Source organism: Flexivirga caeni, from assembly GCF_003724155.1.
In the GTDB taxonomy this organism is placed as follows: domain Bacteria; phylum Actinomycetota; class Actinomycetes; order Actinomycetales; family Dermatophilaceae; genus Flexivirga; species Flexivirga caeni.
This window is the reverse complement of record NZ_RJJQ01000019.1, coordinates 74,850-99,980: the sequence shown is the minus strand read 5'-3', so window position 1 is coordinate 99,980 and position 25,131 is coordinate 74,850. Positions and strand designations below refer to the sequence as shown.

Genomic DNA, 25,131 nt, shown 5'->3' with positions numbered 1-25,131 from the left:
AGCTACCGGTAGGACGCCTCATTTGCTCGCTGCCCATTGACCGCGAGTGGCTGCGGCCAGGATCGGTCGGCACCGTACGCGCCGCGATCGCGGACAGCGCCCACCTGGTCCCGTTAACCGTCGTGGGCAGCTAGAGGCCACGTTCCACTCGACTAATGCTGACCCGGTCGACACCGGATGCCGAGGCGAGGTCAGCCTGCGACATCCCACGCGCCCTGCGCAGTTCGGCCACGCGCGCGCCGAACGCAGCGAGCACCTCAGATGCCTCAGCCACGGCGCCTCCTCGGACTTGGGTCCACGAACTCCGACATACGAGAACGGTCCGTGACGACCAAGTCGTCACGGACCGTTTGTGCAAGTCACCCCGTTGCCGGAGTTTGTCACCCCACTGCCGTGAAGTTCGGAAACCTGCCTCGCGTGCGCGAGGGGGGATTTGAACCCCCACGCCCTTTCGGACACTGGCACCTGAAGCCAGCGCGTCTGCCGTTCCGCCACTCGCGCGAGTGCCGGACCAGTGTGCCCTGTCAGCCGGGAGAACACCAAATCCTGGCGTCATACCCGCGGGAAACGCACCGAATGACGGCGAGTTCGCCCACAGACGGTGCAATCTCACCGTCGCTCGGCGAGGAAGCCGTCACTCGCGAGAACCGGGAGAGCGGGTCTCGAATTGGCCGGATCCCAGCGCGTATGCCGGAACGTCATACGCCACACAGTTACCATGACGTGCGCGGCGCCGCCGCCAGGATGGACGAACCGTCACGACCCGGAGCAAGGAGGCGACACGTGGGCATCTTCGACAAGCTGGAACGCAGCATCGAGCGCGGCGTCAACGGCGCCTTCGCGAAGGCATTCCGCTCCGAGGTGCAGCCGGTCGAGATCGCGAGCGCGATGCGCCGGGCGATGGATGACCGCGCAGTGAGTGCAGGCAAGGGCCGGCGCTTAATCGTGCCCAACCTGTTCGTGATCGAGCTGTCGACCACCGACTACGAGGTGCTGGTCACCGAGGACGAGGGCGAACTCGCCGACGACTTGATCGCGACGGCATCCGAGCACGCCGAGAGCCAGCGCTACCAGCCCGGCGGACCGGTCAGCGTGCAGTTCACCGAGGACGACAGTCTCGAGACCGGAGTGTTCCGGTTACGCCCCTCCACCGCCCGGCAGGTGGAACCCGGCATGCGGCGTATGCCGGAACGTATGGCGCCGGGTCTCGATACACCTCCTCCGCTGCGCTCCCCCGGCTACTCGACCGGCCAGAGCGAGGCGGGTCCCCCCGGCTACTCGACCGACCACGCCGGAGCACGCTCCGGCGGCTGGCCCCAGGCACCGGCCGCACCCGTGAGTGCCCCCGCCGCACCCGGCCCGGCATACCCCTCTCGCCCCGCCGGCGCGCGCGACGACCACCGCCCCTCACCGGCGGCCCCGAAACGCCTCCGGCAGCGACCGTGGCTCGACGTCGACGGCGACCACTACCCGCTGAACGGCGCGATCACCGTCATCGGCCGTGACGACGACGCCGACATCGTGCTCGACGACCCGGGAGTTTCCAGGCGACACAGCGAGATTCGCATCACCTTCGACGGTCCGCACCAGGTGATCACCATTCGCGACCTCGGCTCGACCAACGGCACCTTCGTCAACGGTGACCCGATCGGCTCCATGCACCTGGCCGACGGAGACCGCCTCACCATCGGCCGCACCCACCTGCTGCTGCACGAAGGCGGACACCGGTGAGCGAACTCACTCTCACGGCGATCCGGCTCGGGTTGCTCGCGCTGCTCTGGGCGTTCATCTTCAGCATCGTCAGCGTGCTCCGGGGCGACCTCTACGGCACGCACTCCGCCGCCCGCGGACGTGGCCGCGGGCAGTCGGCACCCGCTCGCGCCGCCAAGCCCGCACGTCGCGGACCCACCCGGCTGGCGATCATCGAGGGACCGATGCGCGGCGGCAGCGTCCCGCTCACCGAGAACGGCGTGCTGATCGGCCGCAACCCCGAGTGCACCCTCGTTCTCTCCGACGACTTCGCCAGCGGCCGCCACGCCCGGATCTACCCCGGCGGCGACGGCTGGCTGATCGACGACCTCGGCTCGACCAACGGCACCTACGTCGGCAGCGAACGCATCGGCGAAGGCACCCCGCTCCCGGAGGGTGCGCGGGTGCGGATCGGCCAGACGGTGCTCGAGGCCAGGAAGTAGCCCATGTCGATCTCCCTGCGGTATGCCGCGCGCACGGACCTCGGTCTCGGCAGCAAGACCCGCAACGAGGACTCGGGGTATGCCGGACCCGATCTGCTGGTGCTCGCCGACGGCATGGGCGGGCACGCTGCTGGTGACATGGCCAGCTCGACCGTCGTGCAGGAGCTGATCGGCCTCGACGGCGAGTCCTACGGTAGCGACGAGGCCCTGCGCCGCCTGGCGGGTGCGGTTCACAGCGCCAATGACCGCTTGCGTGCGGAGATGGACGACGACCCCGAGCTGGAGGGGATGGGCACCACGCTGGTCGCCTTCCTGCGCAGCGGAAACATGCTGGCGCTGGCCAGCATCGGCGACTCACGCGCCTACCTCGTGCGCGACGGCGTCTTCAGCCAGATCACGAAGGACCACAGCTTCGTCCAGACGCTGCTGGACGAAGGCCGCATCACCCCCGAAGAGGCCGAGCACCACCCGCAACGGTCCCTGGTGACACGCGTGCTCACCGGCCGCGAGAACGACGAGCCGGACCTGTCGCTGCGCGAGGCGAAGCCGGGTGACCGGCTGCTGCTGTGCTGCGATGGCCTGTCCGACTACGTCGCGCACTCCACCATCGAGCAGATCGTCACCGGCGAGGGCAGCCCAGCAGAGATCGCCGACGCACTGATCGCGATCGCGCTGAAAGCGGCGACCCGGGACAACGTTACCGTCATCGTTGCCGACGTCGTGGACGGCAACGACGGATCGAGCACGACCTCCCCGCAACTGGTCGGCGCTGCCGCAGCCCACGGCAACGGTCCCTCCGGCAGCGCCGCCGCGCCGCGCAGCCCGGCGGAGAAGGCCGCCGCGCTCAGCCGCGCGGTCAGCGCGCCGCCCGCAGACGAGGACGACCAGGACGACGCGGGCCCGCTGCTGGCGGAGGAGGGTCCCCGCCGGTTCGTCTGGTTGCGCCGCGGACTGCTTGCCCTGCTGGTTGTCGCGGTCCTCGCGGCGCTCGGGATCTTCGGGTATGCCGCATCGCAGCGGCAGTACTACATCGCCGAGCACGACGGCAAAGTGACCATTTACCAAGGCATTTCACAGAACCTCGGGCCGATCCAGCTGCATTCGGTCAACATCGTCAGCGACATCTGGGTCGCCGACCTGCCGAGTTCCGACCGCAGCCGGGTGTCGTCGCGCAGCATGACCGCAAGCAGCCGCCAAGCCGCGATCGGCATAGTGGAGAACCTCCGCGCCGACATGGTCACCTGCCAGACACAGGTCGCCGACGGGGGGAGTTGCTGACGTGGCATTGTCGCTCGCGCGCCCCCGGACCCGTCGCAACACCGAGCTGGTGCTGCTGATCATCGCGATCGCGATCGTGCTGGTCGCCTACGCCAATGTCGGCCTGGCCATTGAGGATTCACTGCCGGTCGACTTCTACACCGTCGGTGGCGGCTTTGCCGTCGTGGCGTTCGCGTTCCACCTGGTGCTGCGCTGGAAGGCGGCATACGCCGACCCAGTGCTGCTGCCGATCGTGACGCTCCTCAACGGTCTCGGGCTGGTGATGATCCACCGCATCGACCTCGCGCCGGGCGCCCTCGACGATGCCGCGCCCAAGCAGTTGATGTGGACCGTCGTCGGGGTCGCCGCGGCCGTCGCGCTGATCTTCCTGGTCCCGGACCACCGCCGGCTGCGGCGCTACACCTTCAGCTTCGGACTGGCCGGTTTCGTCCTGCTGCTCACGCCGCTGCTGCCGGTGATCGGCCGCAATATCAACGGTTCTCGCGTGTGGATCGGCCTCGGCGGATTCTCCTTCCAGCCCAGCGAGGTCGCCAAGATCCTGATCGCAATCTTCTTCGCCAGCTACCTGGTGCAGACCCGCGACGCGCTCTCCCTGGTCGGCCGCCGCGTGCTCGGGCTGCCGCTGCCGCGCGCCCGCGACATGGGCCCCATCCTCATCGCCTGGATTGCCTCCCTCGGAGTGCTCGTCTTCGAGTCTGACCTCGGCACCTCGCTGCTGTTCTTCGGCCTCTTCGTCGGCATGCTGTATGTCGCAACGGAACGCCGCTCCTGGATCATCATCGGGCTCGGCCTGTTCCTCGTCGGCACGTATGTCGCGTCGATCCTCTTCGCGCACTTCCAGGAGCGGGTGACGCTCTGGCTCAACCCGTTCGCGCCGGGCATGTCCGACCAGATCGCCAAGGGCCTGATGGGCATGGCGGCAGGTGGTCTCTTCGGCACCGGACTCGGCCAGGGACACCCAGAACTCACCTACTACGCCAACAGCGACTTCATCATCCCGTCGTTCGGCGAAGAGCTGGGTCTGGTCGGTCTCTTCGCGATCCTGGCGCTCTACGGACTGATCGTCGAGCGCGGCCTGCGGGCCGCCCTGGCCTCCCGCGACGGCTTCGGCAAGCTGCTGGCGACCGGGCTCGCCTTCTCGATGGCACTGCAGGTCTTCGTGGTCGTCGGCGGCGTCACCCGCGTCATCCCGCTGACCGGGCTGACCACGCCGTTCCTGTCCGCCGGTGGCTCGTCCCTGCTCGCCAACTGGGTGATCATCGCCCTGCTGCTGCGCATCAGCGACCAGGCCCGGCGCCCCGCCACCGACACCCGCGCCGAACGGCTCGCCTCCGAGGACACCCAGGTGGTCACCACACGAGCCCCGCACGCACAGAGGGGACGGGCATGAACGCACCCATTCGCCGCCTCGGGATGGTGATCGCCGCGATGTTCTGCGCGCTGCTGATCTCCACGACGCTGATCCAGTTCGTGCAGGCCCGGTCCCTGGACGACCGTCCCGGCAACCGGCGCACGCTGCTCGCGTCATACAGCAAGGAACGCGGGTCCATCCTGGTCGGCGGCACCGCGGTCGCGGTGTCGAAGCGGACCGACGACCAGTTCAAGTGGCTGCGCACCTACCCGCAGGGGTCGTTGTATGCCGACGTGACCGGCTATTTCTCATTCACCTACGGCAGCACAGGGATCGAGCGCAGCTACGACAACCTGCTCAACGGCAGCTCGGACAAACTGTTCTACCGGCGGCTGACCGAGATCCTGACCGGCCAATCGGCGCAGGGCGCGAGCGTGCAACTGACCATCAACGCCAAGGCCCAGGAGGCTGCGGCAAAGGCCCTGGGCAACCAGCGCGGAGCAGTAGTTGCGCTCGACCCCAAGACCGGTGCGATCCTGGCGATGGTGACCAGCCCGACCTACAACCCGAACCTGCTGGCCAGCCACAACTTGGACAAGGTGCAGTCGTCGTACACCGCGCTCCTGAAGGACCCGGCGCAGCCGCTGCTCAACCGGGCGATCAACGGCAACCTCTCTCCGCCCGGGTCGACGTTCAAGCTCATCGACGCCGCGGCCGCACTTGAGTCCGGCAAGTACACCGAAAATTCAGAGCTGCCCGGCCCGGCCCGGCTGCGACTGCCCGGCACGGACAACTACCTGCCCAACGACTGGCCGGGCAACTGCGGGCCGGGCGGCAAGGTCACCCTCAAACGGGCGCTGACGATCAGTTGCAACACGGCATACGCCTCGCTCGGGATGGAGCTCGGGCAGGATGCCGTGCGGTCGATGGCCACCAAGTTCGGCTTCGGTCAGCCGCTGTCCATCCCGATGTCCGTGACACCGAGCGTCTTCCCGGGCAGCCTCAACAAGCCCGAGCTCGCACAGTCGTCGATCGGCCAGTTCGACGTGCGCGCAAGCCCGCTGCAGATGGCGATGGTGAGTGCCACGATCGCCAACGGCGGCAAGGAGATGACGCCATACCTCGTCCAGTCAGTGCGGGACGGGAACCTCGACGTGATCGAATCGACCGATCCCAAGACGTTCTCCACGCCGATCTCGAAGAGCACCGCAGACTCCCTGACCGACATGATGGAGTCGGTGGTGACTCAGGGCACGGCAACCACTGCGGCCATCCCGGGCATCAAAGTGGCGGGCAAGACGGGCACCGCGCAGCACGGCAAGGGACGCAACGCCGACGTGTGGTTCACCGCGTTCGCGCCCGCAGACAACCCGACGGTGGCAGTGGCGGTGCTGGTCGAGAACGGCGGCACGGTCGGACAAGAGGCGACTGGTGGTCTGGTGGCAGCACCGATCGCCAAACAGGTGATGGAAGCAGTGATCGGCAAGTGAGCGAGCGAAGCGAGCGACCAGCATGAGCCAAGCGGGTGACCTGATGGGCGGCCGCTACCGGCTGACCCACCGCATCGCGGCCGGCGGCATGGGTGAGGTGTGGCAGGCCAGCGACGAGATCCTCGGCCGGAACGTGGCGGTGAAGCTGCTCAAGGAGGGCCTGACCGACGAAAAGGGGTTCACCGAGCGGTTCCGCAACGAGGCCCGTCTGTCGGCGGCACTGGCGCACGGCAACATCGCCCAGGTCTACGACTACGGCGAGGAGGGCAGCCTCGCCTACCTGGTGATGGAGTTCGTGCCCGGCAAGCCGCTGTCGACGATCCTGCACGAGCGCGGGCCGATCTCGGCTGCCGACACCGCCAACCTGATGGGCCAGGCAGCGGCGGCGCTGCAGGCTGCGCACCGCGCCGGGCTGATCCACCGCGACGTGAAGCCGGCCAACATGCTGGTGACCCATGACGGCGTGGTGAAACTGACCGACTTCGGCATCGCGCGCGCTGTCGGCTCGGCGGCGATGACCCGGACGGGAGAGGTCATGGGCACCGCCCAGTACCTCGCGCCGGAGGCTGCGATGGGCCGGGAGACCACCGCCCTCACCGACGTCTACTCGCTGGCCGTTGTCACCTACGAAATGCTCGGCGGCAGAAGGCCGTTCACCGCCGACAGTGCCGTCGCGCTCGCACTCGCGCACGTCAACGAGGAGCCGCCGCCACTGCCCACGGAGGTGCCGGCACCGATGCGCGCGGTCGTGCACGCCGGACTGCGCAAGGACCCGGCGCAGCGCCCCAGCTCGGCGCAGGAGTTCGGGCGTGCCCTGCGCCAGGCCGTCACGGACAGCGAGCAGATGGGGCTCAACGTCTGGGCGACCCCGCCGCGGCCCAGTCCGAACGGTGGTTTCACCGCGCCGTCCGGTCCGCAGCCCGGCTCCCCCTCCGGCCTCCAGCCGGGTCCGGCGGCCGGTCCGCGCTCCGGCGGGCAGGCCCAGACACCCAGCACGCAGCAGCCGAAGTCCCGTGCCCAGCGCAAGGCACATTCGGCTCCGGCACCCGCGGTCGCGACCTCCGGCAGCCAGGCGGTTGCCGCCACAGGCGGAAGCAAGCGCGCCCTGTGGCTGATCCTCGGCGGCGTCGCGGTGCTCGTCGTGATCGCGGTCGTCGTGGGCGTCATACTCGCCAGAGACGGCGGTTCCGGGGCCAAGGTGCCGACGGCGCCCAACACCGGACCGTTCAGCAACAACCTGACCACCTACAGCCCGGAAGGCAACTCGTGACCGACGGCGAAGGCTTGCCCCGCATCCTCGGCGACCGTTACGAGGTCGGTGAGCTGATCGGCCGCGGCGGTATGGCGGAGGTGCATCTCGGGCATGACAACCGGCTCGGCCGCACGGTCGCCATCAAGATGCTGCGCGCCGACCTGGCGCGCGACAGCACCTTCCTGACCCGCTTCCGGCGCGAGGCGCATGCCGCAGCCGGGCTGTCCCACCACGCGATCGTCGCCGTCTACGACTCGGGCGAGGACACCTTCACCGAGACCGGCGGCGCCACCGTCGACATCCCCTACATCGTGATGGAGTATGTCGACGGGCAGACCCTGCGCGAGATCCTCAACGAGGAGGGCAAGCTCTCCCCGGACGAGGCGGCCCGCGTGACGATGGGCATCCTGTCCGCGCTGGAGTATTCGCACGACAAGGGCATCGTGCACCGCGACATCAAGCCGGCGAACGTGATGCTGACCAAGGGCGGCAGCGTCAAGGTGATGGACTTCGGCATCGCGCGCGCCCTGGCCGACACGGGCGCGACGATGACGTCCGCGCAGGCCGTGGTCGGCACCGCGCGCTACCTGTCGCCGGAGCAGGCGCAGGGCGAGACAGTCGACGCCCGCTCCGACCTCTACTCGGCCGGGTGCGTGCTCTTCGAACTGCTCACCGGCCGCACGCCGTTCATCGGCGAGCCGGTCTCGCTGGTCTACCAGCACATCACCGATCCGCCGAAACCGCCGTCGGCATACGAGCCGTCCGTGCCCAAGGCGATGGACGCGGTGACGCTGCACTCCCTCGCCAAGCGGCGGGAAGACCGATACCAGACCGCGGGCGATTTCCGCAGCGACCTGCAGGCAGCGCGCACCGGCGCGCCGCTCAGCGATGGCGCGACGGCCGTGCTCAGCGCCGGCGCCGCTGGTGCGTCGGTCCTCGCGCACGAGCCGCAGGCTCCGCCGCCGCCCACGCGCCGGGACAACACCCGTGAGATCCACGAGAGCCCGCCGCCGCGCAAGCTCACCGGCTTGTGGGTCGCGGCCGGAGTCGTGGCACTGCTGGCCATCCTCGGCATCGGCTACCTCGTGATGAACGGCCGCAACAACGGCCCGACGACCGAGGTGATCCCCAACGTCGTGCAGCGTTCCGAGGCGCAGGCGAAGGCGATCCTCGCCAAGGCCGGCTTCGACGACGTCGTCGTCCACGAGGTCCACAGCAACGACGTCGCCAAAGGGTATGTCGTAGGCACCGACCCGACGCGCGGCACCTCGGTCGATCCGAGCACCCAGATCCAGCTCAACGTCAGCAACGGGCCCGGACTCGTGCAGCTGCCCGACGTCTCGGGCAAGAGCGTCGACGAGGCGAAACAGATCCTGAACAAGGCCGGCTTCACCAAGGTGCAGGTGGCCGGCCAGGAGGTCGCCGACACGCAGTACGCCAAGGGTGAGGTCGTGTCCGCGCAGCCGGCGCTCGGTTCGTCGGCCGACCCGAGCCAACCCGTCGTCCTGACCGTGAGCAACGGCAAGGAGCACGTGCCGACCGGTCTGGTGGGCCAGGACGCCGGATCGGCCCAGCTGGCGATCCTGCAGGCTCACCTGAAAGTCGGTGAGTCCAAGCAGGTGCTGGTCACCGACGCGGATCAGGCCGGCAAGGTGCAGAAGGTCTCACCCTCCGAGGGCAAGCTGGTCGACATCAACTCGACCGTCACGCTCACTGTCGGAGTGCTGTCCACCACCGTCACGGTCTCGCCGCCCAGCTCGCCGACCAGCCACCACAGCTCGCCGAGCAGCAGCCCGTCGAGTCCACCCTCGACCAGCCCCTCGACGAAGCCGTCACCGGGGCCCACCAAGACCGCCGGTGACGCGGGCGACGGCGACGAGTGACCTAATCGAGAGGACCCCACACTGATTAAGGGGACCCCATATCCGGGCCGGGTATGGGGTCCCCTCAATGCGTTGCGGGTCCTCTCGATCCGCAGGGCAGCTCAGGCGTTGTGCACCAGCGGCGCCAGCCCGGCTGACCGCTCGACCGCACCCTGCAGGCCGCACAGCTCGAGCCAGTTGGCCAACATCCGGTGACCGCCCTCGGTGAGCACCGACTCGGGGTGGAACTGCACGCCATACAGCGGCAGGGCGCGGTGCTGCACGCCCATGATGACGCCGCTGTCGGTGCGTGCGGTCACCTCGAGCTCGTCGGACACGGTGCCCGGCATGATCGCCAGTGAGTGGTAGCGCGTCGCCGTGAACGGGCTCGGCAGCCCGGCGAGCACGCCCTCGCCGTCGTGCACGATCCGGGACGTCTTGCCGTGCAGCAACTCCGGCGCGCGGTCGACCGTCGCGCCATACACGACCCCGAGGGCCTGGTGGCCCAGGCAGACGCCGAACATCGGCTGCTCCCGCTGCGCGCACGTGGCGATCATCGCCATCGAGACGCCCGCCTCCTGCGGCGTGCCCGGCCCGGGGGAGATCAGCACCCCGGCATACCCCTCACCGTCGTCGGCGGTGATCGCGTCGTTGCGCACCACCGTCGTCTGCGCACCCAGCTGCTGCAGGTAGCCGACGATCGTGAAGACGAAGCTGTCGTAGTTGTCGATCACCAGAATGTTCGTCATACGGCGTTACTTCCCAACCTTCGCGTATTTCAGGTCCAACGCGCCCTGGTATGCCGGGAACGTCTCCTTGCCCGTGCTCACGTCGTAGCCCAGGCCGACCTGGGTGACGTAGACCTTGTAGTTCTCGACGTCCGGGTCGTCGTCGAGCGCCGCGCGCAGCTTCGCGGGGTCGCCCATCGCCTTGATGACGAACGGCGGTGAGTAGACGCGGCCCTGCAGCAGCAGAGTGTTGCCGACGCAGCGCACGGCCGAGGTCGAGATCACCCGCTGGTCCATCAGCATCATCGCCGTCGCACCGCCCGCCCACAGCGCGTTGACCACTGCCTGGACGTCCTGCTGGTGCACGACCAGCCAGTCCAGGTTGGCGCCCGGGGGAAGGGTGGACGGGTCGCGGTGGGAGTCGTTCAGGGAGACCGACACCACCTCGCCGGTGACGCTGCTGAGGCCGGCCGTTGCCGCGTAGCCGTCGGCCGTGCGCGTCGTCTGCTTGAGGCGGGCCGAGCCGGGCGCGTCCCGGCGGCCCAGCTGCGCGACCTGCGTCTGCAGCCGGGACACCGTCTTGGCCTGCACGGCGACCTTGTGGTTGCCGTCCTGCACGACCTGCACCAGATCGCGGGTGCCCGGCCGCAGGTCGGTGCCGTGCGAGGTGGCTGCGCTGACGCCGAAGAGCAGGCCGGCGGCACCGGCGATCAGGGGCACGCCATACGCCCAGCGACTGCGCGGCAGCCACATGTTTCGCAGCCTTCCTGGTCGCCCGGCACCGGCACGACGGGGCCGATGACTACTCTTGACGTCGATTGTTCCATTCCGCCGTAGGAGGGCGACGCCATGACCAAGTCCGACGAGCCGGCCGACCAGGCCGACATCGACGAGGCCGAGCTGATCGCCGAGCAGGAGGCTACCGCCGCGCCTGGCGACAGGGCGGAGGTACGCGCCGAGGCGATCGACGACCTGGCCGCAAAGCAGGCCGCGAACAAGGCGGCACAGCGCGAGGCCGAGAAGGAAGCCGCGCGCGAAGCCAAGAAGTCCGCCCGGAAGGCCGCGGACATCGAGCGCGACGAGAAGCGGGCGGCCAAGGCGATCGACGCGCCGAGCCCCGGCTGGTGGGTGCCGACGCTGTGCGCATTCATGGTTATCGGACTTTTCTGGCTGGTCGTCTACTACCTGTCCGCGGAGAAGTACCCGATCCCCGGCATCGGGCTGGGCAATATGGCGATCGGCTTCGTGCTGATCCTGGTCGGCTTCGGTATGACGACGCGCTGGCGCTGAGGCCGCGTCGCGCTCCCCGAGTTATCCACTGGGTTATCCACAGCCAGTGGAAAACTACATGGCTGTAATTCTGGGGGTACGGCCCGGCCGCACGGACCACCGGCGACGGCCGAACTGCCCGCTGACGCTCGAAACCGCCGCTGACGGGGCAGCTACACCGTCAGCGGCGGTTTCGAGCGTCAATGGTGGGGGGCGTGGCGCGACCGGCATCACCGCGGAGGCGCTCCCTCGGGCCCACCGTGTCCCGCAGCGCAGTTGTCCACACAGTTATCCACAAGCAGTGGAAAACTACAGCAATGTAACTTCGATCGTCTGATCGAGACTCAGCCGCCGAATCGCCGTGCGCCGCCGAACCAGGACACTCGGGGCGACCGTGCGCCCGGCATCCCGCGACAAATACGAGAGAAATTCACGCGCAGGTGCTGCAAATGGACCCTCTACGGCCTGTCACGAAGCTTTGGCGTCGGCGCGGTTCCGTCATACGGCCGACGGCGGAGGAGATCAGGCCGTTGGCAGGTGCACGGCGTCGAAACGTATGACGGCCAGCACGATCAGCAGCACGGTCACTCCGGCGAGCGCGGCCCACTGCATGGTGGCACGCTGGCGGCCGAGGACGGCAATGGCTCCCGCACACAGCCCGCCGGTGACCGCGCCGCCGACGTGCGACTGCCAGGCGACGTCCGGCACCACGAAACCGAGCACGGCGTTGATCGCGATCAGGCTGATCATCGGACCGATCTGCAGGCCCAGGTGACGGTTGAGCACGACCACGGCTACGAACAAGCCGAAGACGGCGCCGGATGCGCCGACCGTGGGAGTCAGCCAGCCGACGTTGTAGTCGGTCACCGTCTTCGGGGTGGAGGCCAGCAACTCGAAGCCGACCGATCCGCCCACCGCGGAGATGAGATAGAGCGCGAGGAACCGGACTCGGCCGAGCATTGGCTCGAGGTACTGCCCGACGATCCACAGGGCGTACATGTCGAACAGCAGGTGGAACGGGGTGTCCGGTGAGTGGACGAACGCGGCAGTGAGGAACCGCCACGGATCCTCCTTGGACAGAATCGGCACATACCAGAGGTCCGTGGTGACCTTGCTGTTGACTCGCTGGCCGACCCAGACCACCGCGCAGATCGCGATGAGGCTGATCGTGACGACCGGCCGGCCCTGCGTTGCCCGGCCGCCGAAGGCGGTGACAAGGGTGCGCGAGCGCCGCTGCTGGGCCTTGACGCAGTCGACACACTGGACGCCCACTGCGGCCGGCCGCTGGCATTCGGCACAGGTCGGCCGGCCGCAGCGCTGGCAGGAAACCAGCGCCACCCGGTCGGGGTGGCGTGGGCAGGTAGGGCCGAAGCCCCCGTGCTCGGTCACTGCTCGACGGTGACCTTCTCGATCACAACCGGCTCGACCGGGCGGTCCTGCGCACCGGTCGGCACGCCCGCGATCGCGTCGACCACGTCACGGCTCGGCTGGTCGGCGACCTCGCCGAAGATGGTGTGCTTGCCCTGCAGCCAGGTGGTCGGACCGACGGTGATGAAGAACTGCGAGCCGTTGGTGCCGCGACCACCGCGGGTGCCGGCGTTCGCCATCGCCAGGATGTATGGTGCGGTGAAGTTCTTGTCCGGGGAGATCTCGTCGTCGAAGGTGTAGCCCGGACCGCCGACGCCGATCCCCTGCGGGCAGCCACCCTGAATCATGAAACCCGGGATGATGCGGTGGAAGGTGAGTCCGTCGTAGTACGGCGTCGGGCTGGTGCGGCCAGCGTCGTCCTGGTAGTCCTTGGTCCCCTGCGCCAGGCCGACGAAGTTCTCGACCGTCCTGGGTGCGTCGTTCGGGAACAGGTTGACTTTGATGTCGCCGTGATTCGTGTGCAGCGTTGCAATCATGCGGACAGTCTCGCATCCCGGCACACCTGCAGAAGGCTTCGCCCCACGTCCCGCGTTGGCGGCCGGATCCGATCGTTGGCAGGATAAGGCGAAAGCCAACCACCGAGGGAGGACTTCACGTGCCCAGCAAGACCACCCGTCAGGACGCGGCGACGGACAAGGCCGAGGATCTGCTGGCTTCGGCCTCCGCAGCGGCCACCGCGGTCAAGGAGAAGGCGACTCCGGTCGCCGAACGCGTCGTCGATCACCTCGGGGACGCCGCTGCCGCTGTCGCGGACTCCGCAGCACCTCAGGTCGCCAAGGCCAAGGAAGCGGTGAAGAACGCAGCCGACAACGCGGCTCCCCAAGTCGCCAAGGTGAAAGCGGCAGCGCAGGACGCCGCGGACGCCGCGGCACCCCAGGTCGCCAAGCTCAAGGACGCCACCACGGACGCGGCGGGCAGCGTGCAGGATGCGGTGGCGCCTGCCGTCGAACGCGTCCAGGAAGCCGGGCTGACCAAGGACCAGGCGACGCACCTGTTCACCGAGGAATGGCTGCCGCGCATTCAGGCCGCAGTCGACTCCGCGGCGACCAGCACCCAGCAGGCGTATGCCGCCCTGCCGCAGCAGGCACGGGACGCGGTCGAGGCTGCGGTGCCCGCCGTCGCGGCGAAGAAGAGGCGCCGCAAGGGCAAGGTGCTGATCGCGCTCGGGCTGCTGGCCGGCGTGGGAGCGGTCGCGCTCTTCGTCAGTGGCCGGAAGAAGGCCGCGGTGGTCACGGTGGACGACCGGTCACTTCCGGTGGTGGAGCGGGCCGATGCCGCGGGAGCCGAGGCCGCCCAGGGCGACCTCGTCGGCGCTGCGGAGGCGAAGGTCGACGACGCGTTGTCCGACGCCGGAGCCCGGCGCGGCCGGCACGCGGCCGGCAGCTGATCCCGCGGCGACATCCGTTCGGAGCCGACGCACGATCATCGGCGCAAGGGCGCGTCCAGCTGGGGCGCGCTGAAGCCCTCGGCGCGGCCGACCAGCACCCCGCGGGTGATCGCTGACGAGCCGAATTTCTCTCGGACTGCATCCAGCGCGCCGTCGAGCCGGGACGGCTCCCGCGGGTCGAAGGGCAGTTCGAGTTGCTCCGTGTCGGCACCGTCCAGGCCGGTGATGCTGATGCCGATCAGCGTGACCCCGCGATCGACGATCATCGGCATCGCGTCGCCGAGCAGGGCACGACCGGCCGCCAGCCAGGCGTCGGTGCCCGCCGTGCCGCGGCGTATGGTGCACGACCGGGTCACGCGCGTCATGTCGTCGAAGCGCAGGCGCAGCACGAAGGTGCGTCCGATCGCGTCCCCGGAGCGCATCCTGCGGGTCACTTTGTCGACCAGGCTGATCAGCGTGGCGTCGAGTTCCTCGCCGGTATGCCGCCCGCGGCCGATCGCCCGTTGCGCCCCGACCGACCGGCGCCGGTGCCCCGTCTCCACCCGCCGTGGGTCGAGCCCGTGCGACAGCGCGTGCAGGTGCTGCCCACCCGCGCGGCCGACGATCGAGACGAGAGTGTCTCGTTCGAGCGCTGCCAGCGCCCCGATGGTGGCGATGCCCCGGTCGTGCAACCGGGCGGAGGTGACCTTGCCGACACCCCACAGTGCCTCGATCGGCAATGGGTGCAGGAAGCTCAGCTCCTCGCCGACGGGCACGCTGAGCAGGCCGTCCGGCTTGCTCGCCGCGCTCGCCACCTTGGCCAGGAACTTGCTGCTGGCGATGCCGACCGAGATCGGCAGCCCGACTTCGGCCTTCACTCGCCGGCGCAAGGTCGCACCGATGCGACTGGGTGCGCCGCTGAGCCGGGCGAGTCCGCCGACGTCCAGGAACGCCTCGTCGATCGAGATCCCCTCAACGACCGGTGTGATGTCGCGGAACACCTCGAACACTGCGCGCGACGCCTCGACATACGCGGTGAACGCCGGGGGCACCTCGATCAAGCCGGGGCACAGTCTCCGGGCGACGCGCCCGGACATTGCGGTGCGCACCCCGCACGCCTTCGCCTCGTAGCTGGCGGCGAGCACGATGCCGCCACCGACGGCCACGGGCCGCCCACGCAGCGCCGGATCGTCCCGCTGGGCGACGCTGGCGTAGAACGAGTCGAGGTCGGCGTGCAGGAAACTGCCCTCTGTCACGAACGCATGTTCGCAGCGACCACCGACAACGCGCGCCATCTGTGCCCGCCGCCCGATTGTCGTTAGCCTGGCGTGTCATGAACATCGTCTTCGTCGAGCCGAACTTCCCGCGCAACCAGCGGGAGTTCGCGCGCGCCCTGCACGAGGTCGGAGCAACCGTCTTCGCCGTGGGCGAGACGCCCTGGGAGTGGCTGGACGAGCAGCTGCAGTCGTGGATCGGCCACTACTACCAGGTCGGCTCGGTCACCGACGTCGACCAACTGCGGACGGCTGTCGAGCACTTCCAGTCGATCGCGTGGATCGACGGGATGGAGGCGACGATCGAGGCGCACACGCTGCCCGCGGCGATCGTGCGGGAGGCCCTTGGCATACCCGGCACGTCGGTGCGCACGACCTGGCTGTGCCGCGACAAGCCCGCCATGAAGGAGGCGCTGCGCGCGGCGGGCGTTCCGACTGCAGTGTCGGCGGCCGCCCACCAGCTGGACGACCTGCGCGACTTCGTCGACGAGCACGGCTACCCGGTGATTCTGAAGCCGCGCGACGGTGCGGGCGCGGCCGGCACGGTGCGCGTGGACAACTATCGCGAATTGGTCGATGCGGCAGCATCTTTCGGCGGTGCGGAGTCGATCGCCATCGAGGAGTTCGTGGAGGGTCACGAAGGTTTCTATGACACGCTCAGCGTCGACGGCGCGATCGCCATTGACTTCGCGTCGCACTACTACCCGGGCGTGCTGGAGGCGATGCGCACGCGGTGGATCAGCCCGCAGTTCATCGCGACGAACCGGGTCGACTCGGCACCGTTCTACGGCGAGTTGCGCGCGCTCGGCGAGCGGGTCAACGAGGTGCTCGGCATCCAGACCGCACCGACGCACATGGAATACTTTGTCAGCCCGAAAGGCTTGCGGTTCAGCGAGATCGGCGCCCGGCCGCCCGGTGTGGGCTGCTGGGACCTGTACGCCGCGGGCAATGAGATGGACATCTATCGTGCCTGGGCGGACGCGATCGTGCACCACCACGTGTGGCATGTGCCCAGCCGGCGGTATGCCGCCGGAATCATCGCGCTGCGGCCCGACCGGGACGGCACGATCACCTCGATCGACGGCATCGACGAGATCAACCATCGCTACGGCGAGTGGGTGATCGACGCACATCTGCCGATCGGCAGCGCGACCCAGCCGGTTGCGGCGGGCTACATGGCAAACGCTTGGATTCGTATGCGGCACAACGATTTCGACGTTCTGCGCGAGATGCTTGACGACGTCGGGCGGACCGTGCAGGTGCATGCAGAGTGAGCTTGGACCGAGGCGAGGACACGAGCGCAGCGAGGCCCGCAGCTGAGGGCAGAGGCGTGACAGAAGGAGTGAGCTTGGACCAGTCGGGCATCGTGCTGCTCGGCCCGCAGCGCCGTCCCGGCCTCGACAAGGTCGTCGCCGGCCTCCAGCTCGACGGACCGTTCGCGACCATCACGGCCGGCTGGCAGGAGCGCGAGGTCGCCGACAGTGAGTTGCAGGAGCACCTCGGTGGCCGAGCGGTCAATCTGGCCCTGTGGAGCCGCCGACAGGAGATCCTCGACCGCGACCCCGATTTCGCGGCTGCCCACCGAGCGCGGCAGGCCGAACTCTCCGACATGCAGGAGCTCTACCAGATCGGCGTCAGCCACACGTCCAGGGCAATCACCGAGTTGCGTGAACAGACCGAAAGATCTTCGCGCTCCAGGGAATTCGCCCTGCGCGATGCCGAAGAAGTGTTGCGCTCCCTGGACCGGCGTCACCTGGAGCGGGTGCGGGACATCGACGCCGAGTTCTACGACCTGACCCGGCCGCACGAGCACCCGTTGATCGCCGCCCATCGGGCGGAGGTCGCGCAGGTGCTCGCGCAGACGGAAGCGGTGGTGATCGCCGGCGGTCATGTGGCGGAGCTGCTGGACGCACTGCACCTGTTCAATGTGGTGCCGGCGGGGCTCGATCGGTTGCCGATCATCGCCTGGTCGGCGGGCGCCATGGTCCTGACCGAGCGCGTGGTTCTCTTCAACGACAACGCGATTCGCGGCCCCCGCCCACCGGAGGTGTATGACGACGGCCTCGCGCTGCTGCGCGACACGGTGGTCCTGCCGTCGGCGCACAAGCGCCTGCACATGAACAACACCGACCGGATGTCCTTGCTTGCCAGGCGATTTGCTCCCGCACTCTGCGTCCCGCTCGACCCTGGCGCACGCGTGGATGTGCCGGCCGACGGAGCGCTGCCTGCCGGCACCCCGGTGATCGGGACATCTGGTGGCCTGTCCTGCGTGGTGACCGCGCCACCAGCCGAGGAGTCAATCGATGGCTAAGCAACTCGCCATACACCGCCTGCGTGCACGAAAACCGTTGGATGAGCAGTCCATTGACCGTTTTCTACAACTCCACGACGTTCCGGTTGTGGAGGGCGAGCACTGCACCTTTCTCTACCGCGGCCAGGCAGACGAGGTCTGGGTGCGGCACCGGATCGTCGGGCAGCCGCAGCGGGTGCCGATGCGCCGCCTGGGGGAGACCTCGCTGTGGTTCGTGGTGCTGGAGCTTCCTGCGGGATCCCGGGTGGAATACCAGCTCGAGGTGCGACACGGGGAGCATTACGAGCAGGGCAATGACCCGCTCAACCCACATGTCGCCAACAGTCCGGTGGGGTCCTCCTCGGTGTGCCAGGCCACCGGGTATGCCGTGCCCGATTGGGTCCACCCCGACCCGGATGCGCGGCCGGGTGAAATCATCGATCTGACAGTGCAGTCCGGGGCTTTGCGACGTCGCACCGAGGCGCGGGTCTACCTGCCGGCACGGTTTCGCATGACGCACTCCTACCCGTTGCTGGTAGTGCACGACGGCGACGACTACCTGCACTACGCAGCAATGAAGACGGTGCTGGACAACCTGATCCACCGGCTCGACATGGCCGAGACCGTCGTCGTCTTCAGCAATCCCGGAGACCGCAACCGTGAATACGCCAACTCGGTGCAGCACGCCCGGTTCGTCGTCAAGGAGCTCATTCCCACCCTGGAAGATCAGTTTCCCTTGCTGACAACACCTTCCGGGCGTTGCCTGATGGGTGCGTCGTTCGGCGCCGTCGCGAGCCTGTCTACGGCATACCGCTATCCGGACGTGTTCGGGTCGCTGATCCTGCAGTCCGGCTCGTTCGTCTTCACCGACATCGGCACCGACCACGACGGCGGCCCGGTCTTCGACCCGGTGGTCCGCTTCATGAACCGCTACCGCGCGGCGCCGCGCAAGGTCGCGGGCCGGCTGTTCGTTTCATGTGGAACCTACGAGCCGCTGATCGTGCCCAACCGGTCGATGGTGCCCGTCTTCGAGCGGGCCGGCATGCGCGTCCGGTATGTCGAGGCGCGCGACGGCCACTCCTGGGAGGACTGGCGCGACCGGCTCCGCGACGGCCTGTCGTGGATCTTCCCCGGCCCGCAGAAGTACGTCTACGAGTAGGCCGGTCGTCAGCTACCGGCATACACCTCGGGCGCCAGCGAATTGCCTGCCGGGATGGACCCGCACGAGCTGGGTGCGGCCTGGCCGGCGAAGCGGTCGTTGATCCATCCGATGGACGCGGTGGCCCAGGGCACGGCGGTCGCCACGTGCGACAGCAGGTCCTGCTGGGTGTATTTCACCGTCGTACCCGATGCGCAGTACTGCCGGGCCAGACTCCGCACGTCACCGGTGATCATCACACCGTCGCCGGCCCCGATGCCGGGCTTGTTGCCGGGCGTCCCTTCGAAGAAGCCACCCGCGCCCTGCTCGATGAACATCGGCACCGTCGGTGACGGCCGCTGCCCGAGGTTGAGCTTGTTGACGGCGTCGACGAACGGCTTGATCGAGTCGGGGTTCGCATACTGCGGCTTGACCAGTTGCTGCCAGGTGATGAACGGGTTCGCCAGCAGCCCCTGGGCGATGGAGTCGTTCTGCACCCCGGCCAGCACGCTCGCGCCAGACGTGCTGACGTATGGCGCCAGGTTCAGCCCGTACGCCCGCGACGCGCCGGCAAGCGCCATCGGCGCGACACCCGCCCAGACCGGGCTGCCCGACACGTACTTCAGGTTGTGCGCCGGGTCGACGAGCAGGCCGCCTTCGGAGGCGCCCACCAGTCGCTTGTTCACGTCCGGTGCGTATGACGGTGCCATCGCCGCCGCCCAATTGGTCCCGATGGCCCCGCCGGAGTAGCCGAAGAGCGCGAGCTTCGTGCTGGCGTTGATGCCGGTGCCTGCGGCGCTGCTGGCCGCGCGGATCGAGTCGAGGGTCGTCGCGCCATACTCCGGGCCCGCCGCGAAGTCGGCGGTCGGCCCCTCGGTGTCGGGCACGACGATCGGATAGCCCTGCAGCAGCATCGGCGCGATCAGGGCGGTCTCGATGTTAGGGATGACTCCACCGGGGAAACGCTGGTCTCCGGCGAAGACCCGTGACGGGCTGTCCGCAACGCTCAGCGAGTCGTAGAACGACTGGTAGGAGACGGCCTCGCCGGACTTGGCCCTGCCCGGCGGCAGGATGACCGACGTGACGTTGGCGTCCGGTGCCCCCACGGCGTTCTGGGTCCGGTAGAGGATCTGTTCGACTTTCACCGGCAGCGCGATGCCGGCCAGGTGATAGTCGATGGTGCGGGTACCCAGCACGGCACCGGGCGCGTAGGACGCCAGCGGTCTGCTGCCGTGGTAACTGAAGAAGTTGGTGTCGGCATGCGCCGGCGCGGCGGTCAACCCGCCGAGTGCGCCTGCTGCGACGGCACCCGTGACGATTGCTGCGAAGGTCCTGCTGCGTGCCATGTCTTGTCCTATCGAAGGTGTGAGGGAGGTCACCTGCGCAGGATAAGTTACTTACTGGTAGGTCAGTTGCACAAGATTCTGACGCCTCCGAAAACTTCCGGATCGCCGATGTCGAAGCGACGCCGGCTTGTTCGACATACGGGTGACAGCACGCACCAGCAACCTAGAAGGAGTGATCGCAATGCCGCGTTTCATGGGATTCGTGCGGATGGAAGAAGGCATCGGCATGCCGCCGCAGTCGTTGTTCGACGCGATGGACGTCTACATCGGCGAGCAGGCGGCCAAGGGTGTCTTCCTCGACGGCGGCGGGCTCTACGGCACCGAGGATGCCGTCAACTTCGTCGTCCGCGGGGGTGAGGTGAGCCGCGTTGACGGCCCGTATGCCGAGGGCAAGGAAGTGGTCGGCGGGTGGTCCATCATGCAGTTCGACAGTCTCGAGGATGCCGTCGCCGAGCAGGAGAAGTTCGCGCAATTGCACGCCGAACACTGGCCCGAGGTCACCGTCGTCGCGACACTGCGGCAAATCTCGGACGGACCGGAGGCACCCGGCGACTGAGCCGGCCTCACTACGCTGGCCGGATGCCGCCGCCCAGCGAGACGCAGGACCCGCATGAGGCGATCGTGGCCACTTGGCGAGCCGAGTCGGCCCGCCTCGTGGGCGCCCTCACCCGGATGACCCGCGACGTGGCGCTCGCCGAGGACCTCGCGCAGGACGCGCTGGTGGCGGCGCTCGAACAATGGCCGGCGACCGGCATACCGGGCAATCCCGGCGCGTGGCTGATGACGACCGCGAAGCGGCGCGGCATCGACCACTTCCGGCGGGCAGAAGTGCACCGGCGCAAGGTCGCCGAGCTGGAGCACGCACACGGCGGACGGGAGCCGCAGATGCCGGACCTCGATGCCCAGGTCGACCACATCGAGGACGACGTCCTGCGGCTGATCTTCCTGTCCTGCCATCCGTCGCTCACTCCCGACTCTCGGGCCGCGCTGACGTTGCGGCTGGTCGGCGGCCTGACCACGGCGGAGATCGCGCGCAGCTTCCTGGTCACCGAATCGACGATGGGACAGCGCATTTCGCGCGCCAAGAGGACGTTGATTACGACGCGTGCCGAGTTCGAGCTGCCGACCGGCGCCGACCGCACGAAGCGACTCGACGACGTGATGGCGGTCATCTATCTCATCTTCACCGAGGGGTATGCCGCCACGTCCGGCGCCGATTGGATGCGGCCGGCGCTGGCCCAGGAGGGGATCCGGCTCGCCCGGATGCTGACCGCACTCGCGCCGGGTGATCCGGAGGTGCTGGGTTTGCTGGCGCTGCTGGAGATCCAGGGTTCCCGGATGCCGGCCCGGCTCGATGACGACGGTCTGCCGGTGCTGCTGGAGGCACAGGACCGCACCCGCTGGGACCAGTTGCTGATCCGCCGCGGACTCGGCGCCCTGCGCGCCGCGGAACTGCTCGCCGCGCGGCGCCGGCCGGTCGGCCGCTACTTCCTGCAGGCCTCGATCGCCGCGCAGCACGCCCGCGCGACCCGGGCCGGGGACACCGACTGGCGCCGCATCGCCACGCTGTATGACGTGCTGGCCGCCGCTGCACCGGGCCCTGTCGTGGAGGTCAACCGCGCCGTAGCGCACGGCCGCGCCTTCGACCCGGACGCCGGACTTGCTGTGCTGGCAGCGGTTTCCGCGGACGCGCTCGGCGATTCACCCCTCATCCCCGGCGTGTATGGCGACCTGCTCGAGCGGGCGGGGCGGCATACCGAAGCGGCAGAGGCGTTCCGCACCGCAGCCGCCCGCACGCGCAACGAAGGGGAGCGCAGCATCCTGCTGCGCCGGGCCGACGCAGCTAGTCCCTAGTGCGCGGTGGCCTGGTCACGACAGGATCAGGCACGTCGTGGTGGCATGCCCGACCAGCGTGCCTGCGCCATTGCGCACGGTGCCCTCGGCCACCGCGGTTCGGCGGCCGACATGAATCGTCGTGCCTTCGCCGATCAGTCGCTCACCGGTCAGGCCAACGGCGCGCAGGTAGTTCACCTTCAGTTCCAGCGTCGTGTATCCCACGCCAGCTGCGAGTTCCGTGTGCACCGCACACCCCATCACCGAGTCCAGCAGGGTCGCGATCACCCCGCCGTGGACGGTCCCATGCGGGTTGGCGAAGTCGGGTTCCGTGCTCAGCTCCATGACGACGCGGCCCGGTTCGACCTCGGTAAAGCGCATCCCGAGCAAGCGCCGGATCGACGGGATCTGGTCGCTGTCGTGCAGCTGCAGCCAACGCAACTGGTCCAGTCCGTTCGTGGTGGCGAAGTCCGGCCTTCGCTGCGACTGATCGGACACGGGACCTCCGGGCGACAAGGTATGCCGGGTAGCGCTTCGGTCCAGCAAAACATACAGCGAGCGGTCGCCTTCGGTGGGTCAGCCCACCCCCGGTCGGCCGGCGCGGTCACGCGTCACCGAAGGTGGCGGCAGCCCGCATGAAGGTGGCCACGGCGTCGCGGTGATCGCGTTCGGACCGGGCGATCGCGATGCTGCTGGGTTCGGCGTCCTCAACGGGCACCCACACGATGCCGGGGCCGGCTGCACGCCAGCTTCGACACCGTCGATTTCGTCACTGCGATCCGGCTGGTCGACGCGACCGCGCAGGCTGCCGAGGACATGCGTCACCATCCCGATCTTGACTCACCTACGGGCGGCTCGACATCCGGCTGATCAGTCACGACGTCGGGGGAGTGACTTCACGCGACGTGGCGCTCGCCCGCACCGTCAGCGAGCTGGCATCGGCAGCCGGGGTCGCGTCGCACCCGGAACGCACCAGTGTGCTCGAGCTCGGCCTCGACTCGGCTGACGAAGCACAGATGCGACCGTTCTGGGCGGCCCCTGCTCGGCTACGACACGGTCGACGCTGGGGCGAGCTACAGCTCCACGACACCACCGGACGCCGGCCGGCCATCTGGTTCCAGCCCACCGAAGCCCAGGACACCCCGCGGCAGCGGTGGCACCTCGACCTGCGCATCCCGCCCGAGGTGGTCCAGGACCGCATTGCCGCCGCGCTCAACGCCGGCGGCAAGTTGGTCGACGACACTGCTGCCCCCGTGTTCTGGGTGCTGGCTGATCCGCAGGGCAATCGCGCGTGTCTGACGACCTGGCAGGGCCGCGAGTGACCGCAACTGACCGATCCCACTCAGGCTGACGCGGGATTCGGCCGCTCCCAGCCCTCGACCGGACCGGGGACGATATGGAACACCGGATGCGGCACGGGCGCCGCGTCGCGCCAGCGGGTAGCAACCTCCGGGCTGCGGGCGGCCAGCTTGGCCTGGAGATGTGCCCACTCATACCAGAGCTGTCCGTCCGTGACCGCCATCGACGCGTCCCTTGCGCTGGGGCGGTCGATGCGGGTCCGGTCGAAACGGTAGTCCCGTGCGTCTGCCTCATCGGCCAGCCCGACCAGATATGCGCCGATCGCACCGATGGGATCGTCCTGCGCCCGGAATCGGACCAGCTGAGGATGCCGGATGTAGCCGCGCGTTCGTCCGGCCAGCACTGCCTGCGCGAGCAAAGCCTCGCGCCAGCCGGCCACCAGGCCCTTCCCATCCAGGAAGCGGGGATGCACCGACCAGATCCGCACCTGGAACCCCCCTCCGGTCTCTTCGGACTCCATCGTGGAATTCGACGTTGCGCGATGCGTCTGAACCGGCACCGCCAGACCAACGGTAGTTGGAATACCCAGCTCGGCATCTATCCGGGCACCGAGGTGCTGGTCAAAGATTCGGCTCATCGCCGGCGACAAGTCGGACAGATGGAAGCAGTGGTACGACCAGAACATCCCGATCGCTGATGACCGGTTCGATGAGTGGCTGACGAATGAGGAGGAGTGAGATGAGCACCAAGACGAAGACCACCCCATGGAGTGACGTGCGCGCCAAGCGCCCCGTCGACGAGGCTGCCGTCGCCGATCACGTCGCTCGCATGGAGGCCGAAGAGCGCGCCTACCGGCTCCGTGAGATCCGCGAGGAACAGGGAGTGACGCAGAAGGAACTCGCCGACCGCATGGCCATCACCCAGCCCACGATCTCCGCTCTCGAAGCGGGAGACCTCGACCGCTCCTGCCTCGCGACCCTCAAGTCCTACGTCGAAGCACTCGGCGGCACCGTCGAAGTCACCGCAACCTTTGGCAACCGAAGACTCGTACTGTCTCCGCTCAACTAGCTCTTTCATGTGGCGGATCGATCCGCGCTTTCTGCGGCCGGTCGTTGCGAGCGCGCCGTGTGGCTCGGGTTGTGCCCGTAATCCGTGGAAGCGCGAGTCAGGCAGACGGTCGCGTAGCTCCAGCCCGCCGGCTCCCTGCCCGGCAGATCCCGGGACCGGTGCGGGAAGTCCTGCCAGAGCGATGAGCGCACGGAGTCGCGGGTTGCGCATCCACCCGGAGGCTTCGAGACGGGCGAAACTCTCGGTCCCGGAATGTCGACGAGATGGCGGATTCTTGGCTCACGAGCCTTGTTCGATGAGGTTCTTGAGCGTGTCGAGATCCCGCTCGACCGCCGCTGCATCCCGTAGGAAGTCATCATCGGAAAGGGCAAGCTGCCGGATCGTGAAGACAATCTCCGCCCCCTCGGGATGCGCGATGACCCGGACCGGATTGTTCACCACTTCACCCGACGGCAACGCGACATCGTGATCGATGATCCCGAAACCATTGTGCGGAACGAATGTGACCGTGACCCGGCCCATGGGCGAGTCCACGAGGAAGCTGTCGCCTTCCCGGACAACCGCACCCTGCGCCAGCCCCGCCGCCCATCTCGTCAGGTTGTCCGGATCCGCCGCGAACGCATAGACCACCTCGGGCGACGCGGCGATCACCCGACTTACATGCCTG

General features: G+C 68.4%; 27 protein-coding genes and 1 tRNA gene. 17 read left to right on the top strand and 11 right to left on the bottom strand.

All coding sequences use genetic code 11. The features are described 5' to 3' along the window. Window positions 1–130: 130 nt before the first annotated feature. Together EFY87_RS20395 and EFY87_RS16475 are read right to left on the bottom strand one after the other, a co-directional pair. Complete coding sequence (locus tag EFY87_RS20395) at window positions 131–274, bottom strand: helix-turn-helix domain-containing protein (protein WP_158607685.1); 144 nt, start codon at window positions 272–274, stop codon at window positions 131–133. Between the two features lie 144 nt (window positions 275–418). Then, window positions 419–501 (bottom strand) — tRNA-Leu (locus EFY87_RS16475). A gap of 282 nt (window positions 502–783) precedes the next feature. Here EFY87_RS16475 and EFY87_RS16470 point away from each other — a divergent pair. Genes EFY87_RS16470 through pknB form a run of 7 tightly spaced genes read left to right on the top strand, consistent with a single transcriptional unit; the run spans window position 784 to window position 9,446 of the window. Further along, complete coding sequence (locus tag EFY87_RS16470; protein WP_158607684.1) at window positions 784–1,731, top strand: FHA domain-containing protein; 948 nt, start codon at window positions 784–786, stop codon at window positions 1,729–1,731. Beyond that, window positions 1,728–2,192 (top strand): FHA domain-containing protein FhaB/FipA, encoded by a 465-nt coding sequence (locus EFY87_RS16465; protein ID WP_123272581.1) that lies wholly within the window; start codon window positions 1,728–1,730, stop codon window positions 2,190–2,192. Before EFY87_RS16470 ends, EFY87_RS16465 begins: the two co-directional genes overlap by 4 nt. A gap of 3 nt (window positions 2,193–2,195) precedes the next feature. After that, complete coding sequence (locus EFY87_RS16460) at window positions 2,196–3,470, top strand: PP2C family protein-serine/threonine phosphatase (protein ID WP_123272580.1); 1,275 nt, start codon at window positions 2,196–2,198, stop codon at window positions 3,468–3,470. Between the two features lies 1 nt (window position 3,471). Further along, window positions 3,472–4,860, top strand: coding sequence for an FtsW/RodA/SpoVE family cell cycle protein (locus EFY87_RS16455; RefSeq protein ID WP_123272579.1), 1,389 nt, complete (start codon window positions 3,472–3,474; stop codon window positions 4,858–4,860). After that, window positions 4,857–6,311: a peptidoglycan D,D-transpeptidase FtsI family protein gene (locus EFY87_RS16450; RefSeq protein ID WP_123272578.1), complete on the top strand. Its 1,455-nt coding sequence runs from the start codon at window positions 4,857–4,859 to the stop codon at window positions 6,309–6,311. The genes EFY87_RS16455 and EFY87_RS16450 overlap by 4 nt, the downstream gene beginning before the upstream one ends. A gap of 22 nt (window positions 6,312–6,333) precedes the next feature. Next, complete coding sequence (locus EFY87_RS16445; RefSeq protein ID WP_123272577.1) at window positions 6,334–7,581, top strand: protein kinase domain-containing protein; 1,248 nt, start codon at window positions 6,334–6,336, stop codon at window positions 7,579–7,581. Further along, window positions 7,578–9,446 carry a Stk1 family PASTA domain-containing Ser/Thr kinase gene (pknB, locus tag EFY87_RS16440; protein WP_245988707.1) on the top strand — a complete coding sequence of 623 codons (1,869 nt, stop codon included), beginning with the start codon at window positions 7,578–7,580 and terminating at the stop codon, window positions 9,444–9,446. Before EFY87_RS16445 ends, pknB begins: the two co-directional genes overlap by 4 nt. A gap of 101 nt (window positions 9,447–9,547) precedes the next feature. Here pknB and EFY87_RS16435 read toward each other — a convergent pair whose 3' ends face one another. Then, window positions 9,548–10,174: an aminodeoxychorismate/anthranilate synthase component II gene (locus tag EFY87_RS16435; RefSeq protein WP_123272576.1), complete on the bottom strand. Its 627-nt coding sequence runs from the start codon at window positions 10,172–10,174 to the stop codon at window positions 9,548–9,550. 6 nt (window positions 10,175–10,180) lie between these two features. Continuing rightward, complete coding sequence (locus EFY87_RS16430; protein ID WP_123272575.1) at window positions 10,181–10,906, bottom strand: DUF881 domain-containing protein; 726 nt, start codon at window positions 10,904–10,906, stop codon at window positions 10,181–10,183. 96 nt (window positions 10,907–11,002) lie between these two features. Here EFY87_RS16430 and EFY87_RS16425 point away from each other — a divergent pair, with 96 nt between their 5' ends. Further along, the gene (locus EFY87_RS16425; protein ID WP_123272574.1) at window positions 11,003–11,443 is read left to right on the top strand and encodes a cell division protein CrgA; all 441 of its coding nucleotides are present in this window, start codon (window positions 11,003–11,005) and stop codon (window positions 11,441–11,443) included. Between the two features lie 501 nt (window positions 11,444–11,944). Here the strand turns inward: EFY87_RS16425 and EFY87_RS16420 are convergent. After that, window positions 11,945–12,811, bottom strand: coding sequence for a rhomboid family intramembrane serine protease (locus EFY87_RS16420; RefSeq protein WP_123272573.1), 867 nt, complete (start codon window positions 12,809–12,811; stop codon window positions 11,945–11,947). Then, window positions 12,808–13,326, bottom strand: a complete 519-nt coding sequence (locus EFY87_RS16415; RefSeq protein ID WP_123272572.1) for a peptidylprolyl isomerase — start codon at window positions 13,324–13,326, stop codon at window positions 12,808–12,810. The genes EFY87_RS16420 and EFY87_RS16415 overlap by 4 nt, the downstream gene beginning before the upstream one ends. A gap of 119 nt (window positions 13,327–13,445) precedes the next feature. Between EFY87_RS16415 and EFY87_RS16410 the strand changes: the two genes are divergently transcribed. Beyond that, entirely contained in the window at window positions 13,446–14,237 is a 792-nt protein-coding gene (locus tag EFY87_RS16410; protein WP_123272571.1) for a hypothetical protein, read from the top strand. 35 nt (window positions 14,238–14,272) lie between these two features. Here the strand turns inward: EFY87_RS16410 and dinB are convergent, their stop codons facing one another. Continuing rightward, entirely contained in the window at window positions 14,273–15,472 is a 1,200-nt protein-coding gene (gene dinB / locus EFY87_RS16405; RefSeq protein WP_342769133.1) for a DNA polymerase IV, read from the bottom strand. A 77-nt stretch (window positions 15,473–15,549) separates the two neighbouring features. Between dinB and EFY87_RS16400 the strand changes: the two genes are divergently transcribed. From EFY87_RS16400 to EFY87_RS16390, 3 genes are all read left to right on the top strand, one after another. Next, on the top strand, window positions 15,550–16,764 hold the full coding sequence (locus tag EFY87_RS16400; protein WP_123272569.1) for an ATP-grasp domain-containing protein: 1,215 nt from the start codon (window positions 15,550–15,552) through the stop codon (window positions 16,762–16,764). Between the two features lie 74 nt (window positions 16,765–16,838). Further along, entirely contained in the window at window positions 16,839–17,801 is a 963-nt protein-coding gene (locus tag EFY87_RS16395; protein WP_148043379.1) for a Type 1 glutamine amidotransferase-like domain-containing protein, read from the top strand. Continuing rightward, the gene (locus tag EFY87_RS16390) at window positions 17,794–18,939 is read left to right on the top strand and encodes an alpha/beta hydrolase-fold protein (RefSeq protein WP_123272567.1); all 1,146 of its coding nucleotides are present in this window, start codon (window positions 17,794–17,796) and stop codon (window positions 18,937–18,939) included. The genes EFY87_RS16395 and EFY87_RS16390 overlap by 8 nt, the downstream gene beginning before the upstream one ends. 8 nt (window positions 18,940–18,947) lie before the next feature. On the opposite strand, the gene EFY87_RS16385 is transcribed toward EFY87_RS16390, so the two are convergent. Continuing rightward, window positions 18,948–20,264 (bottom strand): lipase family protein, encoded by a 1,317-nt coding sequence (locus EFY87_RS16385; RefSeq protein ID WP_123272566.1) that lies wholly within the window; start codon window positions 20,262–20,264, stop codon window positions 18,948–18,950. Between the two features lie 181 nt (window positions 20,265–20,445). On the opposite strand from EFY87_RS16385, the gene EFY87_RS16380 reads away from it, so the two are divergent. Both EFY87_RS16380 and EFY87_RS16375 read left to right on the top strand, forming a co-directional pair. After that, window positions 20,446–20,820: a YciI family protein gene (locus tag EFY87_RS16380; protein ID WP_123272596.1), complete on the top strand. Its 375-nt coding sequence runs from the start codon at window positions 20,446–20,448 to the stop codon at window positions 20,818–20,820. Window positions 20,821–20,843: 23 nt separating this feature from the next. Beyond that, complete coding sequence (locus EFY87_RS16375; RefSeq protein WP_123272565.1) at window positions 20,844–22,118, top strand: RNA polymerase sigma factor; 1,275 nt, start codon at window positions 20,844–20,846, stop codon at window positions 22,116–22,118. Between the two features lie 15 nt (window positions 22,119–22,133). Here EFY87_RS16375 and EFY87_RS16370 read toward each other — a convergent pair whose 3' ends face one another. Then, window positions 22,134–22,595 (bottom strand): PaaI family thioesterase, encoded by a 462-nt coding sequence (locus EFY87_RS16370; RefSeq protein WP_245988706.1) that lies wholly within the window; start codon window positions 22,593–22,595, stop codon window positions 22,134–22,136. Between the two features lie 240 nt (window positions 22,596–22,835). Here EFY87_RS16370 and EFY87_RS21395 point away from each other — a divergent pair, with 240 nt between their 5' ends. Both EFY87_RS21395 and EFY87_RS16355 read left to right on the top strand, forming a co-directional pair. Then, window positions 22,836–22,967 carry a 4a-hydroxytetrahydrobiopterin dehydratase gene (locus EFY87_RS21395; RefSeq protein WP_123272594.1) on the top strand — a complete coding sequence of 44 codons (132 nt, stop codon included), beginning with the start codon at window positions 22,836–22,838 and terminating at the stop codon, window positions 22,965–22,967. Window positions 22,968–22,987: 20 nt separating this feature from the next. Beyond that, the gene (locus tag EFY87_RS16355; RefSeq protein WP_158607683.1) at window positions 22,988–23,419 is read left to right on the top strand and encodes a VOC family protein; all 432 of its coding nucleotides are present in this window, start codon (window positions 22,988–22,990) and stop codon (window positions 23,417–23,419) included. A gap of 20 nt (window positions 23,420–23,439) precedes the next feature. On the opposite strand, the gene EFY87_RS16350 is transcribed toward EFY87_RS16355, so the two are convergent. After that, window positions 23,440–23,883, bottom strand: a complete 444-nt coding sequence (locus EFY87_RS16350) for a pyrimidine dimer DNA glycosylase/endonuclease V (protein WP_123272593.1) — start codon at window positions 23,881–23,883, stop codon at window positions 23,440–23,442. Between the two features lie 251 nt (window positions 23,884–24,134). Between EFY87_RS16350 and EFY87_RS16345 the strand changes: the two genes are divergently transcribed. Beyond that, window positions 24,135–24,464 (top strand): XRE family transcriptional regulator, encoded by a 330-nt coding sequence (locus EFY87_RS16345; protein ID WP_123272563.1) that lies wholly within the window; start codon window positions 24,135–24,137, stop codon window positions 24,462–24,464. A gap of 279 nt (window positions 24,465–24,743) precedes the next feature. On the opposite strand, the gene EFY87_RS16340 is transcribed toward EFY87_RS16345, so the two are convergent. Next, complete coding sequence (locus tag EFY87_RS16340) at window positions 24,744–25,115, bottom strand: SRPBCC family protein (protein WP_245988705.1); 372 nt, start codon at window positions 25,113–25,115, stop codon at window positions 24,744–24,746. Window positions 25,116–25,131: the final 16 nt, after the last annotated feature.